The sequence below is a fragment of the Brucella sp. HL-2 genome (assembly GCF_025846885.2).
GTDB classification, from domain to species: Bacteria; Pseudomonadota; Alphaproteobacteria; order Rhizobiales; family Rhizobiaceae; genus Brucella; species Brucella quorumnocens.
In genome coordinates this window covers 213,939-228,058 of sequence record NZ_JAOYTK010000003.1, presented here as the reverse complement: position 1 = coordinate 228,058, position 14,120 = coordinate 213,939, and the positions used below count along the sequence as shown (strand labels likewise).

The following is a 14,120-nucleotide window of genomic DNA, read 5'->3' as shown; positions in this document are numbered from 1 at the left end:
CGCCGCTGATCAGAAGGCCAATGCGTTGTTGATGACGGTCTGGTTGATCCGCACCGGATATTGCTTCTGCAATTCGCCAACCAGCTGTTCGAGAACGTCATCGGTAAGCGTGGTCGACAGATAGGTCTGCTGCTGTTCAGGAATTGCTTCCGGACCCGCAGCAGTTGGTTCTGTGACTTCGATAACCTTGAACAGAATCTGTGCATCGTCAGATGCAGCTGCAGCCGTACCTGTGTGATCGTTTGGCCCACGGAAGACCTGTGCGGTCGCAGCAGAGCTGAAATCAGCATCGTTGGTGTTCCGAGTGATGCCGCGCTTGGTCTGCTTTTCAACACCCGCTTCTGCGGCAATCGCGTCAAGCGTTTCACCGCCGTCGAGGCGCTTCTTCAGATCTTCCATGCGCTGGTTCAGGCGCTTCACAGCCTCATCACCCTTCCATGCTGCTACGACCTTGTCCTTGACTTCGTCAAGCGTGCGGTCGCGAGCAGGGGTGGTGCCATCGATTTGATACCAAAGGTAGCCGGTATTGCCCATTGTCAGAGCGTCGTTGTCAAAGCCTTGTTCAGCTTGGAATGCAGCAGCGAGAAGCGCTTCGGAGTTTGGTAGTTCAACAGCGTTGCCGGCAGGATCGTTGCCTTCGGCATCAACGGATTCGATAGTGACAGTCTTGAGGCTCAAACCCTTGGCAACTTCGACCATGCTTGCGCCGTCTGAACGCTGCTGTTCGTAGGAATCGTGAATGCCGTTGATGCTGCTGATTGCAATGTTGGTTGCAACGGTATCGCGAATTTCGCCTTCAACGTCCGATAGCGACTTGACGTTCGCTGCATTCACCTTGGTGACACGGAGGATAACCGGGCCGAATGCACCCTTGACCACGTCGCTTACACCGCCTTCGTTGAGTGCAAATGCTGCCTCAGCGATAGTCGCATCAGGAAGAGCAGACTTTTCAAAGGTTCCGAGAACCAGATCGGCTTCGCTCTTGCCCTGTTCTTTGCCGATATCAACAAAGCTCGTACCAGCTGTAATTTTCTGCTGCGCGGCTTGAGCTGCAGCTTCGTCTGCAAAGTTCAACTGTTCGATGGTGCGCGTTTCAGTGGTGCTGAAGCGGCTCTTATTCTTTTCATAATACTCGTTGATTTCGTCCTGCGTGACTGCCGCTGCATCGGCAATGTCCGAAGGCTCAAGCTTCACATAGGTGATCTTGCGATATTCTGGAGCCTTGTATTCATCCTTGTGCTCATCAAAGTAAGCTTTGAGAGCTTCATCAGATGGGGCAGGAACTGCATCGGCTTTTTCGGCAGGAATGGTGATGTAATCGGCGCTGCGGCTTTCACCCTGATAAAGAGCAAGCGCTTTCAACATAGTATTCGGCATTTTCAAGCCATCGGTAGCGGCTTCAACAACCTGCTGGCGACGAGCAACTTTTGCACGATTGTCGAGATAGTCCTGCGCACGAATGTTGGACTGACGCAAAACCGCATCAAACTGGGCACGGCTAAAATTGCCACTTGAATCCTGAAATGATGGATCTTCACCAGTTAGACGCGCGATACCATCTTTGGAAAGACCAAGCTGCATGTTGCGAGCCTGTTCATCCAGGACGACGCCAGCTGCGAGCTGTGCCAGAACCTGATTTTCAACGCCGAGCTGTTGAGCCTGTTCACGGGTCAGTCGCTGACGGAACTGCTGCGATAAACGCATCAGCTGTTGCTCATAGGCAAAGCGATAATCTGTTGCGCTCACTTCCGACTTGCCAGCGCTGAGCGCTGCACTGCCAGACGTGTCGCCCCGGAATGCATCTGCGATGCCCCAGACTGCAAAACTCAGAACGAGGAGGCCGAGAAGAAGCTTAGCAACCCAGGATCTGGCGGCATCACGCATACTGTCGAGCATTGGAAACCCTTTAAGAACAAAACATAGCCCGGCCATCGATAAAGATAAGCCGTGTGAGGGGATAACCTTAAGCTAGGCCCCGATGCAAGTTCTCATTGAGTATAGACCACCAAGAACGTTGCATTGCGTGACGAATACGCTTAGTCAGTGGCAAAATTTGGCGCCGCATACCTGTTTTAGCAGGTTGGCGCCGTTCAAGGCGAGGAGAATGATATGACTCCGGGAATCCGTCCGCTGGTTGCTGGCAACTGGAAAATGAATGGCACGGGAGAATCCCTAACGGAACTGCGCGCGATTGCTGCGGGCCTGAGTTCCGATCTGGGTCGTAAGCTTGACGCTGTCATCTGCGTTCCTGCTACATTGCTCTCACGAGCGGCTGAAACGCTTGAAGGTGAAACCGTCGCATTGGGTGGTCAGGATTGTCATCCAAAGGTGTCGGGCGCGCATACCGGCGATGTTTCAGCGCAGATGCTTAAAGAAGCTGGTGCAAGCCATGTCATTCTTGGCCACTCCGAGCGCCGCACAGATCACCGCGAAGCCAATGATCTTGTTCGCAGCAAAACCGAAGCTGCATGGGCAGCTGGTCTTATAGCGATTGTCTGTGTTGGCGAAACGGCTGACGAGCGCAAGGCAGACCGCACGCTTGACGTGATCGGCGATCAGCTTGCCGCTTCACTTCCAGAAGGTGTGAAAGCCGAAAATACTATTGTTGCCTATGAACCAGTTTGGGCAATTGGCACAGGCTTGACGCCAACTGTGCAAGACGTTCGCGCCGCTCACGCTTTTATACGTGAGAAGCTGACCGAGCGCTTCGGTGCCAGTGGTGCGCACTTGCGTCTTCTGTATGGCGGTTCGGTTAAACCGGCCAACGCCATTGAATTGCTGAGCGTGCCCGATGTTGATGGCGCATTGGTGGGCGGAGCCAGCTTGAAAGCAACGGACTTCCTCGCCATATGCGAAACCTATCGCAATCTGTGAGAAGTATCTGCGTCCTCAGTTTATCTGGGGCCAATCTATCTGGGGCAGAGGGCTTGGATTATCACACAATAGCGTGTAAAGAGCCGCTCTATCTATTTGTATCATCGCTATCCGGGGCGGAAATCTTGTGGTTTTTCCCGGTTACGCATTAGTCCAGAGATATAAAGACCGTAACCTATGCAGACCATAGTCATTGTCATTCATTTGTTGATCGTTCTGGCGCTTGTTGGCGTTGTGCTCATCCAGCGTTCCGAAGGCGGTGGCCTTGGTATCGGCGGTGGTTCGGGCTTTATGACGGCACGCGGCGCAGCTAATGCGCTGACCCGTACGACAGCTATTCTCGCGATTGGCTTTTTTGCCACTTCGCTTGTTCTCGGTATCATGGCCCGTTACGGCGAAAAGCCTACGGACATTCTGAACCGTATTCCGGCTGCTGGCAGCACACAGAATCCTCCAGCCGGTGGAACCGGTACTGGCGGCGGCATTCTCAATCAGCTTGGTGGCGAGTCTTCGCGTACCAATGAGACGGAAACGCCTGCTTCTGGCTCGGCTCCAACGACTGCACCAACGCAGCCTGACAGCACGCAGCTGCAGGCTCCACAGGTTCCAAGCTCCCAGTAACGAGCTTTATAATCTCAGAAATTTGAAAACCGGCTCGAAAGGGCCGGTTTTCTTTTTGTTAAACTTGAGTTCGCAAAGTGTTGCACGCTGGCAATAGCCCCACTCGAATCGTGCGGGATAGCCATTGTGGATAATTGAGTAGTGCGACTGTTTACAGTATGGAGAGCGAAAGCCTGAACGCGATACTGCGACAGGTGTTTTCCGCATTGCTTGGGTTTTCGGGAAAAGATCATGTCTTCACGTTTTATTTTGATGGCTGGCATTGCAAGCCTTTGCATTGGACTTACGGGCCCAAGTTTTGCTGCAGGTGTGGCCGGTGCTGAAGCCGAGCTTACCGCTGCGGCAACAGGTGTTCAGCAGGTCGCTGTGGCTAGCGACGCCAAGGAAAAGCCTGCCAAGAAGAAAAAGAAGAGCGCTTCGAACGCAGGTGCTGCGAAGAAGGTCGGCCTTAACCGCTACAACATCGACCCGCGTTATCAGGCGCAGTCCGTTACCTTCACTGGTTACGAAGCAGGTACGATCGTAATCGATCCGTCGAAGTATTTCCTTTATCTCGTTGAAAGCTCGACCACTGCTCGCCGTTACGGCATTGCTGTTGGCAAAGTCGGTCTTGAATTCAAGGGAACCGCGACCGTCAGCGCGAAGCGCGAATGGCCGCGCTGGATTCCTACCAAGGAAATGATCGAACGCAATCCTGCGCAGTATGGCCGTTACAAGAACGGCATGGATGGTGGTCCGGGCAATCCGCTTGGTTCACGTGCCATGTATCTGTTCCAGGGCAACAAGGATACGTATATCCGTATTCACGGCACCACTCAGCCATGGACAATCGGTAGCCCGGCTTCGAACGGTTGCTTCCGTATGACCAATGACGACATTCTGGATCTCTATGATCGCGTCGGCATGGGCGCAAAAGTCGTCGTTCTCTGATCTTGCTTAAAAATACCCGAAAGGCCGGGATTTTTCCCGGCTTTTTTTGTGCGCGTATAAAACTGAAGTGTCAAATTTTACGCACACGTATTTCGTTATTTACGTCTGATCTTTCGCTTTATGCGCGTAATCAGATGTGAAGATGCTGGAAAAAACGCCAACCGCACATTTTTTTAGTGGCGGAATCAATCAGAAGGGTCTAACGACATAAGCCCATGGCGCGATATGTATTCATCACAGGCGGCGTGGTTTCTTCCCTTGGAAAAGGCATTGCCGCAGCAGCTCTAGCTGCACTCCTTCAGGCACGTGGTTACCGCGTGCGTATCCGTAAACTCGACCCTTATCTCAATGTCGACCCTGGCACGATGTCGCCTTACCAGCATGGTGAGGTGTTCGTCACTGACGATGGTGCTGAAACAGACCTTGATCTGGGCCATTACGAGCGGTTCACCGGTCGTCCTGCAAATCAGCGGGACAATATCACCACCGGTCGCATTTACCGTAATATCATCGAAAAAGAACGCCGTGGCGATTATCTCGGCGCGACAGTTCAGGTCATTCCACACGTCACTGATGAAATCAAAAACTTCATCCTTGAAGGCAATGACGATTATGACTTCGTCCTGTGCGAAATCGGCGGTACGGTTGGCGATATCGAAGCCATGCCGTTCCTTGAAGCCATTCGTCAGCTCGGTAATGAACTGCCACGCAACAGCGCGGTCTATATCCATCTCACACTGATGCCGTACATTCCTGCTGCGGGCGAACTCAAGACCAAGCCAACGCAGCATTCGGTCAAGGAACTGCGTTCGATTGGTATTGCGCCGGATATTCTTCTGGTGCGTGCGGATCGTGAGATTCCAGCTTCCGAACGTCGCAAGCTGTCGCTGTTCTGTAATGTGCGTGAAAGCGCAGTCATTCAGGCGCTTGATGTTTCGTCCATTTATGATGTGCCGATTGCGTATCATAAAGAAGGTCTCGATAACGAAGTTCTCGCAGCTTTCGGTATCGAGCCTGCTCCGAAGCCTCGTATGGAGCGCTGGGAAGAAATTTCCCATCTCATCCATAATCCTGAAGGCGAAGTGACCATTGCCGTTGTCGGTAAATATACTGAGCTCAAGGATGCTTATAAGTCGCTGATCGAAGCGCTTCAGCATGGTGGTATTGCCAACAAGGTCAAGGTCAATCTCGACTGGATCGAAGCTGAAGTCTTTGAAAGCGAAGACCCGGCTCCGCATCTGGAAAAGGTACACGGCATTCTGGTGCCCGGTGGCTTTGGTGAACGCGGTGCGGAAGGCAAGATTCTTGCCGCAAAGTTCGCTCGTGAACGCAAGGTGCCTTATTTCGGTATCTGTTTCGGTATGCAGATGGCATGTCTCGAAGCCGCGCGTAACCTTGCCGGTATCGAAAATGCTTCATCGACCGAGTTCGGTCCGACCAAGGAACCTGTTGTCGGTCTGATGACTGAGTGGCTGAAGGGCAATATGCTCGAAAAGCGCACGAAGTCAGGTGATCTGGGTGGCACCATGCGTCTGGGAGCATATGAATCCACGCTTAAGGCTGGAACGCGTATTGCTGAGATTTACGGTTCAACCGATATTTCCGAGCGTCATCGTCACCGCTATGAGGTGAATGTTGACTATAAGGATCGTCTGGAAGAATGCGGTTTGGTGTTCTCTGGCATGTCACCTGATGGCGTTCTGCCAGAGACGGTCGAATATGCCGATCATCCATGGTTCATCGGCGTTCAATACCATCCGGAACTGAAATCTCGTCCGTTCGAGCCGCATCCGCTGTTCGCTTCCTTCATCGCTGCTGCGATGGATCAGGGTAGACTGGTTTGATGCATGAATAACCTTCTTGCGCGCAATGCTCGTTCAGTTGACCATCTCGTTTTGCCGGTGGCTCAGCTTAAGGAGGCGCGCAAGAGACTTTCTCTCTTAGGATTTACAGTGGCGCCGGATGCGCAACATCCATTCGGTACCGCCAATGTCTGCAGTTTCTTTGCAGACGATACCTATGTCGAAATGTTGGCTGTGGACCGCGCACCGCTTTATGAAGCCGCTGCGCAGCGCAACAACAGCTTTGTCCAGCGTGATTTGTCTTACCGCTTTCGCAACGGCGATGACGGCTTTTCCGGGATAGCTTTCAAGACCGATGATTCGCGTGGCGATCATGCGGAATTCAAGCGGCGGGGTATTTCCGGCGGTCGCATGGTCGAGTTTTCACGCAGCTTCATCTCATCGGAAGGGAAACGTGAGAAGGGCAGCTTCCGGCTGGCTTTTGCAGCGGATTTGCGCGCGCCGGATGCATTCTTCTTCACCTGTCAGCGTTTGGCATATCCCAAGACTGACCGTTCGCACCTGATCACGCATGAAAATGGCGTAACAGGCTTACGCGAGATATTGCTGTGTGAAGAACAGCCGCAAGACTTCTCCGATCTCTTGCAGGGCGTATTTCATGCCGCTGCTCGGAGACGTGAAGATAGTTCCCTGGCAATCACGGCTAAAAATTCCAATATAGAGGCCATGACGCCGACACAGTTTAATCGCTGTTTTGGTTGGTCGCCGGAACTGCATGGCCGTAGCTTACGTCTATCAGGACTGGTTTTCTCGGTTGCTTCGCTTTATGCCGTTGAGCAACTCCTCACTCGTAACGGAATCGCTTTTACAAAGAGCGATGGTCGTGTTCTCGTCTATCCTGCCGCAGGTCAGGGGACATTGTTTGTATTTGAAGGTTCACAATCATGACGACCGCTAATTCTGCCGTGAAAATCGGCAATGTTACGTTCTCCAATAGTGCGCCGCTGGCTCTGATCGCTGGGCCTTGCCAGATGGAAAGCCGTGAACACGCGTTCGACATGGCTGGCCGACTGGTTGAGATCACCAATAAGCTTGGTATGGGGCTTGTTTATAAGTCGAGCTTTGACAAGGCGAACCGCACTTCGCTCAGCGCGCAGCGCGGTATTGGCCTTGAAAAGGCACTCGAAGTTTTTGCTGACCTTAAGAAGGAATTCGGCTTCCCCGTCCTGACTGACATTCATACCGAAGAACAGTGTGCGGCCGTCGCTGGGGTCGTCGATGTTCTGCAGATCCCAGCATTTCTTTGCCGTCAAACTGACCTTCTGGTTGCGGCTGCAAAGACGGGCCGTGCGGTCAATGTTAAGAAGGGCCAGTTTCTGGCGCCTTGGGACATGAAGAACGTGCTTGCCAAGATCACCGAGAATGGCAATCCGAATGTTCTGGCAACAGAACGTGGTGCATCTTTCGGTTACAACACACTTGTTTCCGACATGCGCTCGCTGCCGATCATGGCTGGCTTTGGTTCGCCTGTGATTTTTGACGCGACCCATTCGGTGCAGCAACCGGGCGGGCAGGGTGGATCTTCAGGCGGTCAACGCGAATTTGTCCAGACACTTGCAAGTGCAGCCGTGGCTGTTGGTGTTGCCGGTGTTTTCATTGAAACGCATCAGGATCCGGACAATGCACCGTCTGACGGACCAAACATGGTGCCAATCGATAAAATGGCCGCACTTCTCGAAAAGCTGATGGCCTTCGACCGGATTGCTAAATCGATTTAAAATTTCATCAGGAATTCACAGGCGGGGGATTTTCCTCTGCCTCTTATTTCTATAATGAAGATGTGAAATCGGATTTCTTCAATGTGTCTCGACAAAGAGCGAGGCAATCTACTGGGAAGGACCTGCTCCTATGACTGCAATCATCGACATCGTTGGCCGCGAGATTCTCGATAGCCGCGGAAACCCGACCGTCGAAGTTGACGTAGTGCTTGAAGACGGCTCTTTTGGCCGCGCTGCTGTACCATCGGGCGCATCGACTGGCGCACACGAAGCTGTCGAACTGCGCGATGGCGGCAGCCGTTATCTCGGTAAGGGCGTTGAAAAGGCTGTTGAAGCGGTCAATGGCAAAATCTTCGACGCAATCGCCGGTATCGATGCTGAAAGCCAGCTGCTGATCGATCAGACACTGATTGATCTCGATGGTACGCCAAACAAGGGCAATCTCGGCGCTAATGCAATTCTCGGCGTTTCGCTTGCTGTCGCCAAGGCTGCCGCACAGGCAACCGGCCTTCCACTCTACCGCTATGTTGGCGGCGTCAACGCCCATGTTCTGCCAGTTCCAATGATGAACATCATCAATGGTGGCGCGCATGCTGACAATCCAATCGACTTCCAGGAATTCATGATCCTGCCAGTTGGCGCTTCGTCGATCCGCGAAGCTGTCCGTTATGGTTCGGAAGTGTTCCACACGCTCAAAAAGCGCCTGAAGGATGCCGGTCACAACACCAATGTTGGTGACGAAGGCGGCTTTGCTCCAAACCTCAAGAGCGCACAGGCTGCTCTCGATTTCGTACTGGAATCGATTGAACAGGCTGGATTCAAGCCAGGTGAAGACATTGCAATTGGTCTCGATTGCGCTGCGACTGAATTCTTCAAGGACGGTAACTACGTCTACGAAGGTGAGCGCAAGACCCGTGATCCAAAGGCTCAGGCCAAGTATCTTGCCAAGCTTGCTGCTGATTACCCAATCGTTTCGATTGAAGACGGTATGGCAGAAGACGATTGGGAAGGCTGGAAATACCTGACCGATCTGATCGGTGATAAGTGCCAGCTCGTTGGCGACGATCTTTTCGTCACCAACTCGGCTCGTTTGCGCGATGGTATCAAGATGGGTGTTGCCAACTCAATCCTCGTCAAGGTCAACCAGATCGGTTCGCTCAGCGAAACGCTGGATGCTGTCGAAACCGCTCACAAGGCCGGTTACACCGCTGTCATGTCCCATCGTTCGGGCGAAACGGAAGATTCGACCATTGCCGATCTCGCCGTTGCAACCAACTGTGGTCAGATCAAGACTGGTTCGCTGGCTCGTTCTGACCGTACGGCGAAGTACAACCAGCTCATCCGTATCGAAGAAGAACTTGGCAAGCAGGCTCGCTATGCAGGCCGCAGCGCGCTGAAGTTCATCTAAGCTTTAGTATTTTATAAGTTGAAAAGGCGGGCTTTGGCCCGCCTTTTTCTTTGCGACTTTGTGTCGACATATTTGGTTGGTTTTTAAAGGGGCGCGCTGGGCGCAATTGGGGAGCAGAGTTATGTCGAGCGATACGCTGGGTTTTTATGCGGATAATGCAGCCGCCTATGCAGCCCGCTCCAGCGTTAATCCAAGACTGGAGAGTTTTCTCATACTCGTGCGGCCTACAGGTCTTGTTCTTGAGCTTGGCACAGGGAGCGGCCAGGATGCTAAAGCTATGCTCGAACAAGGCTTTGAGGTCGATCCGACCGATGGTTCAGGAGAACTCGCTGCAGAAGCTGCATTGCTTTTGAAGCGCCCCGTTAAACAGATGCTGTTCCATGAACTTGAGGCGGTCGAGCGTTATGACGCCATCTATGCATCTGCTTCGCTTCTCCATGCAAATCGTGCAGACCTACCCGATATTGTGCGGCGTATGCACCGTGCACTAAAGCCCGGCGGTTGGTTATGGGCGAGTTTTAAGGATGGCCCAGGAGAAGGTTATGACGCACTTGGGCGATACTATAACTATATGAGCGCCGATGAGATCGTCAGCTTTTGGAACAGCAATGCATCGTGGAATGCAGTTTCTTCAGAAAGCTGGGAGGGAAGTGGTTATGATCTCGCTCCTACCTTATGGCATTCGGTAACAGCGCAGCGGTGACTGCCCAACGATTCTTTTTTCGACCGTTTCCTTTTACGCGAGCCCTTCATCCAACCTACACGTTGAGGCTCAGAGCCTCTTCTTTTTACGCTGAGCAGGTAGTCATGCCTTATTTGACAAATCAATTTACATTGATATCAATGTAAATGCTGTTGCCAGTTAAGTTTAGTGACCTATTTCAGAGGAAAGTGAACCGAGGGCAAACGCAGTCAATGAAACGGGCGGAAAAAATGGGAGAGAGAAATGGCTTATATCGAAGGATTTGTTGTCGCTGTTCCTAAGGCGAACAAGGACACATATCAGAAACATGCCGCCAAAGCGTCGGCGCTGTTTAAGGAATTTGGCGTGACGCGGATGGTCGAAGCCTGGGGTGACGATGTACCCGATGGCAAAGTCACTGATTTTCGCCGTGCAGTGCAGGCGACAGCCGATGAGGATGTGGTCTTCTCGTGGTTTGAATATCCAGACAAAGCCACAAGAGATGCCGCGAACGAGAAGATGATGAGCGACCCGCGCATGAAGGAAATGGGCGATACCATGCCTTTTGACGGCAAACGCATGATCATGGGTGGCTTCTCGACCATTCTCGATGTGTGATTTCCACAATTATTAATGATCAAATGGTGGCCATAGTGGATTGAATTTGACGTTTGAATTCGGATGATATCGATGCTGTTTCAAACGTCAAATTCGAAAAATCCACTGGATTCATAAAGTTGCAAGTGGTCTTTTGATTCCGACATTTTTTCGATGCCTGTCACTGAGGGATGCAAATGTCGGAAACAGGTCACTATCTGCCATTTGTGATTCTGTGTGCCCAATCGCTGAAATAAAGCCTCTTTTCAAAGAAATATGCTCGATAAGCTTGCGTCATAGGGCTGCGGTAAATCTCTGTTAAGCAAAATAATGCTTCATGGTGGAAATCGGATTGACGGCTTTTTGACGAGAATCAAAGCCGTTTTGAGTGTCCGGGAAGGAAGCCGAAATGTGGACCAAGCAGAAACGTAAATCTATCCGCGGGCGCTTTGTGCTGCCTATTTTGACGGCTGCGTTTCTTAGCTATTTCGGTTTTCACGCCTATCATGGCGAGTTTGGTCTTTATTCCCGTATTCAGCTTGAAGAACAGAAAAGCCTGCTTAGCCAGCAGCTTGAGAAAGTGACTGCCGACAGGGCCGCACTTGAGAAGCGCGTCACGCTTTTGCGCGATGGGTCGATCGAAAAGGATATGCTTGACGAGCAAGCGCGCAGGGCGCTTAATCTCTCCCATCCCGACGAAATGACTATAATCATTTCAAAGGAAGACAAGTCGAATTAACTCAAATCCAGTTAATTGTCTTTTTGTGATATGTTTTTAAAGGCTTGGCGGCATAGCAGCTATGCTCTGGGTGCATATTGTATCTTGTAAATTGCCCGTATAACGTCACAATAGAACAACAATCTTAGAGCGCCGTTTGCCCTACGGGTGCGTAAGGGTCGCTCTGGTAATTTGAATCGACGCATCATGTCTTCCGAAAATCGATCCCGATTTTCGGGGGGGATGCTTAAGGGAGCGAGATATGGCACCGAGGGCTAAAAGGGCGCCTGCCGGCAAAATGCAGGCGTCTTCTGTTACAACCCCCAAGGCACCTGCGCCTGCAAACTTCGACAAGAAGCAGGAACTGGCCGCTTATCGTGAGATGTTGTTGATCCGCCGTTTCGAAGAAAAGGCCGGTCAGCTTTACGGTATGGGCTTCATCGGCGGTTTCTGCCATCTTTACATCGGTCAGGAAGCCGTTGTTGTTGGCATGCAGACAGCGCTGAAGGAAGGCGATCAAATTATCACTTCCTACCGTGACCATGGTCACATGCTTGCTACCGGCATGGAAGCACGTGGTGTCATGGCCGAGTTGACCGGACGCCGTGGAGGTTACTCCAAGGGCAAGGGCGGCTCCATGCACATGTTCTCGAAAGAGAAAGGCTTTTACGGCGGCCATGGTATCGTTGGCGCTCAGGTTCCGCTTGGAACTGGTCTTGCCTTCGCGAACAAGTATCGCGGCAATGACAATGTTTCCGTGACCTATTTCGGTGACGGCGCTGCCAATCAGGGTCAGGTCTATGAAAGCTTCAACATGGCTTCGCTGTGGAAGCTCCCTGTGATCTATGTGATTGAAAACAACCGTTATGCGATGGGTACGTCAGTTTCGCGTTCTTCTGCTGAAACAGACTTCTCCAAGCGCGGTGTTTCGTTCAACGTTCCGGGCATCAAGGTTGACGGCATGGACGTTCGCGCCGTTGCCGCTGCTGCTGAGTTCGCTGTTGATTGGGCACGTTCCGGCAAGGGTCCATTGATCCTTGAAATGGAAACCTATCGTTATCGCGGTCACTCGATGTCCGATCCTGCGAAATATCGCTCGAAGGACGAAGTGCAGAAGATGCGTTCCGAACACGATCCTATCGAACAGGTAAAACAGCGCCTGATCGAAAAGGGCTGGGCCACTGAAGAAGAGCTGAAGGAAATCGACAAGGAAGTTCGCGACATCGTCGCTGATTCCGCCGATTTCGCTCAAAACGATCCAGAGCCGGATGCTTCCGAGCTCTACACGGATATTCTGCTCTAATTCGAGAAAGGTGTTGTCATGCCCGTAGAAATTCTCATGCCTGCCCTTTCTCCTACGATGGAAGAGGGCAAACTTTCCAAGTGGCTTAAAAAAGAAGGCGACAAGGTTACGTCTGGTGACGTGATCGCGGAAATCGAAACCGATAAGGCGACGATGGAAGTTGAAGCCGTTGATGAAGGCACAATCGGTAAAATTCTCATCGAAGAAGGTACGGAAGGCGTGAAGGTCAATACGCCGATCGCAGTTCTGCTCGGCGATGGTGAAAGCGCCTCTGATATTGGCTCTGCTCCGGCGGCCAAGGCTGAAGCACCGAAGGAAGAAGCAAAAGAAGCGCCAAAGGCTGAAGAAAAGAAAGCCGATAGCGTTCCAGCTACTCCAAAGGTTGAAGTTGCTGCTGATCCGGATATTCCAGCCGGTACAGAAATGGTTTCGACAACTGTGCGTGAAGCACTGCGCGATGCCATGGCCGAAGAAATGCGCCGTGACGAAAATGTCTTCATCATGGGTGAAGAAGTTGCCGAATATCAGGGTGCTTACAAGATCACGCAGGGTCTTCTCGACGAATTCGGCCCGCGCCGCGTCGTTGATACCCCGATCACCGAACACGGTTTTGCCGGTGTTGGCGTTGGTGCCGCAATGGCTGGCCTGAAGCCGGTCGTTGAATTCATGACGTTCAACTTCGCCATGCAGGCGATTGACCAGATCATTAATTCGGCAGCCAAGACGCTTTATATGTCCGGTGGTCAGATGGGCGCACCAATGGTGTTCCGCGGCCCTTCGGGTGCAGCTGCCCGCGTCGCAGCTCAGCACTCTCAGTGCTATGCTGCATGGTACAGCCAGATTCCGGGCCTCAAGGTCGTCATGCCTTATACGGCAGCTGACGCGAAGGGCCTGCTAAAGGCTGCTATCCGTGATCCAAATCCGGTAGTCTTCCTCGAAAACGAAATCCTTTACGGTCATCATTTTGATGTGCCGAAGCTTGATGATTTCGTTCTGCCAATTGGCAAGGCCCGCATTCATAAGCAGGGCAAGGACGCGACCATCGTTTCGTTCGGTATCGGCATGACCTATGCGATCAAGGCTGCAGAAGAGCTGGCCGGTCTCGGTATCGATGTGGAAATCATTGATCTGCGCACCATCCGTCCAATGGACATTCCGACAGTTGTCGAATCGGTCAAGAAAACTGGCCGCCTCGTGACTGTGGAAGAAGGCTATCCACAGTCGTCCGTTGGTACTGAGATTGCTACCCGCGTCATGCAGCAGGCTTTCGATTACCTCGATGCGCCGATCCTGACGATCGCTGGCAAGGATGTGCCGATGCCATATGCGGCAAATCTTGAAAAGTTGGCTCTGCCAACTGTTGCAGAAGTGGTAGAAGCGGTGAAAGCCGTGACCTACACCGCCTGA

The 14,120-nt window shown here is 52.2% G+C and carries 13 protein-coding genes; 12 read left to right on the top strand and 1 reads right to left on the bottom strand.

Annotation, left to right across the window (positions count from 1 at the left end; translation table 11 throughout):
* Positions 1-9: 9 nt before the first annotated feature.
* Positions 10-1,896 (bottom strand): peptidyl-prolyl cis-trans isomerase, encoded by a 1,887-nt coding sequence (locus tag OIV19_RS06895; protein ID WP_264231058.1) that lies wholly within the window; start codon positions 1,894-1,896, stop codon positions 10-12.
* A 213-nt stretch (positions 1,897-2,109) separates the two neighbouring features.
* Here OIV19_RS06895 and tpiA point away from each other — a divergent pair, with 213 nt between their 5' ends.
* The 12 genes from tpiA (at position 2,110) to OIV19_RS06835 (ending at position 14,120) form a co-directional block, all read left to right on the top strand.
* Positions 2,110-2,874 (top strand): triose-phosphate isomerase, encoded by a 765-nt coding sequence (tpiA, locus tag OIV19_RS06890; protein WP_095446743.1) that lies wholly within the window; start codon positions 2,110-2,112, stop codon positions 2,872-2,874.
* A 177-nt stretch (positions 2,875-3,051) separates the two neighbouring features.
* Positions 3,052-3,495 (top strand): preprotein translocase subunit SecG, encoded by a 444-nt coding sequence (secG, locus tag OIV19_RS06885; protein WP_264231057.1) that lies wholly within the window; start codon positions 3,052-3,054, stop codon positions 3,493-3,495.
* Positions 3,496-3,726: 231 nt separating this feature from the next.
* Complete coding sequence (locus OIV19_RS06880) at positions 3,727-4,425, top strand: L,D-transpeptidase (protein ID WP_095446741.1); 699 nt, start codon at positions 3,727-3,729, stop codon at positions 4,423-4,425.
* Positions 4,426-4,640: 215 nt separating this feature from the next.
* Positions 4,641-6,269: a CTP synthase gene (gene pyrG, locus OIV19_RS06875; protein ID WP_095446740.1), complete on the top strand. Its 1,629-nt coding sequence runs from the start codon at positions 4,641-4,643 to the stop codon at positions 6,267-6,269.
* 3 nt (positions 6,270-6,272) lie between these two features.
* Complete coding sequence (locus OIV19_RS06870) at positions 6,273-7,175, top strand: VOC family protein (RefSeq protein WP_264231056.1); 903 nt, start codon at positions 6,273-6,275, stop codon at positions 7,173-7,175.
* Positions 7,172-8,005 (top strand): 3-deoxy-8-phosphooctulonate synthase, encoded by an 834-nt coding sequence (gene kdsA / locus OIV19_RS06865; RefSeq protein WP_095446738.1) that lies wholly within the window; start codon positions 7,172-7,174, stop codon positions 8,003-8,005. Before OIV19_RS06870 ends, kdsA begins: the two co-directional genes overlap by 4 nt.
* A 130-nt stretch (positions 8,006-8,135) precedes the next feature.
* Positions 8,136-9,413 carry a phosphopyruvate hydratase gene (eno, locus tag OIV19_RS06860; protein WP_095446737.1) on the top strand — a complete coding sequence of 426 codons (1,278 nt, stop codon included), beginning with the start codon at positions 8,136-8,138 and terminating at the stop codon, positions 9,411-9,413.
* Positions 9,414-9,534: 121 nt separating this feature from the next.
* The gene (locus OIV19_RS06855; protein WP_095446736.1) at positions 9,535-10,116 is read left to right on the top strand and encodes a class I SAM-dependent methyltransferase; all 582 of its coding nucleotides are present in this window, start codon (positions 9,535-9,537) and stop codon (positions 10,114-10,116) included.
* A 243-nt stretch (positions 10,117-10,359) separates the two neighbouring features.
* Positions 10,360-10,713, top strand: coding sequence for a DUF1428 domain-containing protein (locus tag OIV19_RS06850; RefSeq protein ID WP_095446735.1), 354 nt, complete (start codon positions 10,360-10,362; stop codon positions 10,711-10,713).
* A 388-nt stretch (positions 10,714-11,101) separates the two neighbouring features.
* A complete protein-coding gene (locus tag OIV19_RS06845; RefSeq protein WP_095446734.1) occupies positions 11,102-11,431 on the top strand; it encodes an FtsB family cell division protein in 330 nt (109 codons plus the stop codon).
* Between the two features lie 241 nt (positions 11,432-11,672).
* Positions 11,673-12,713: a pyruvate dehydrogenase (acetyl-transferring) E1 component subunit alpha gene (gene pdhA, locus OIV19_RS06840; RefSeq protein ID WP_095446733.1), complete on the top strand. Its 1,041-nt coding sequence runs from the start codon at positions 11,673-11,675 to the stop codon at positions 12,711-12,713.
* Between the two features lie 18 nt (positions 12,714-12,731).
* Positions 12,732-14,120, top strand: a complete 1,389-nt coding sequence (locus OIV19_RS06835; protein ID WP_095446732.1) for a pyruvate dehydrogenase complex E1 component subunit beta — start codon at positions 12,732-12,734, stop codon at positions 14,118-14,120.

Bases quoted from the DNA above. Each gene is read 5' to 3' on its own strand.
- OIV19_RS06835 (WP_095446732.1), top strand. From the start codon at position 12,732: ATGCCCGTAGAAATTCTCATGCCTGCCCTTTCTCCTACGATGGAAGAG.
- OIV19_RS06850 (WP_095446735.1), top strand. From the start codon at position 10,360: ATGGCTTATATCGAAGGATTTGTTGTCGCTGTTCCTAAGGCGAACAAG.
- OIV19_RS06870 (WP_264231056.1), top strand. From the start codon at position 6,273: ATGAATAACCTTCTTGCGCGCAATGCTCGTTCAGTTGACCATCTCGTT.
- secG (WP_264231057.1), top strand. From the start codon at position 3,052: ATGCAGACCATAGTCATTGTCATTCATTTGTTGATCGTTCTGGCGCTT.
- pyrG (WP_095446740.1), top strand. From the start codon at position 4,641: ATGGCGCGATATGTATTCATCACAGGCGGCGTGGTTTCTTCCCTTGGA.
- OIV19_RS06895 (WP_264231058.1), bottom strand. From the start codon at position 1,896: ATGCTCGACAGTATGCGTGATGCCGCCAGATCCTGGGTTGCTAAGCTT.
- pdhA (WP_095446733.1), top strand. From the start codon at position 11,673: ATGGCACCGAGGGCTAAAAGGGCGCCTGCCGGCAAAATGCAGGCGTCT.
- eno (WP_095446737.1), top strand. From the start codon at position 8,136: ATGACTGCAATCATCGACATCGTTGGCCGCGAGATTCTCGATAGCCGC.
- kdsA (WP_095446738.1), top strand. From the start codon at position 7,172: ATGACGACCGCTAATTCTGCCGTGAAAATCGGCAATGTTACGTTCTCC.
- OIV19_RS06855 (WP_095446736.1), top strand. From the start codon at position 9,535: ATGTCGAGCGATACGCTGGGTTTTTATGCGGATAATGCAGCCGCCTAT.
- tpiA (WP_095446743.1), top strand. From the start codon at position 2,110: ATGACTCCGGGAATCCGTCCGCTGGTTGCTGGCAACTGGAAAATGAAT.
- OIV19_RS06880 (WP_095446741.1), top strand. From the start codon at position 3,727: ATGTCTTCACGTTTTATTTTGATGGCTGGCATTGCAAGCCTTTGCATT.
- OIV19_RS06845 (WP_095446734.1), top strand. From the start codon at position 11,102: ATGTGGACCAAGCAGAAACGTAAATCTATCCGCGGGCGCTTTGTGCTG.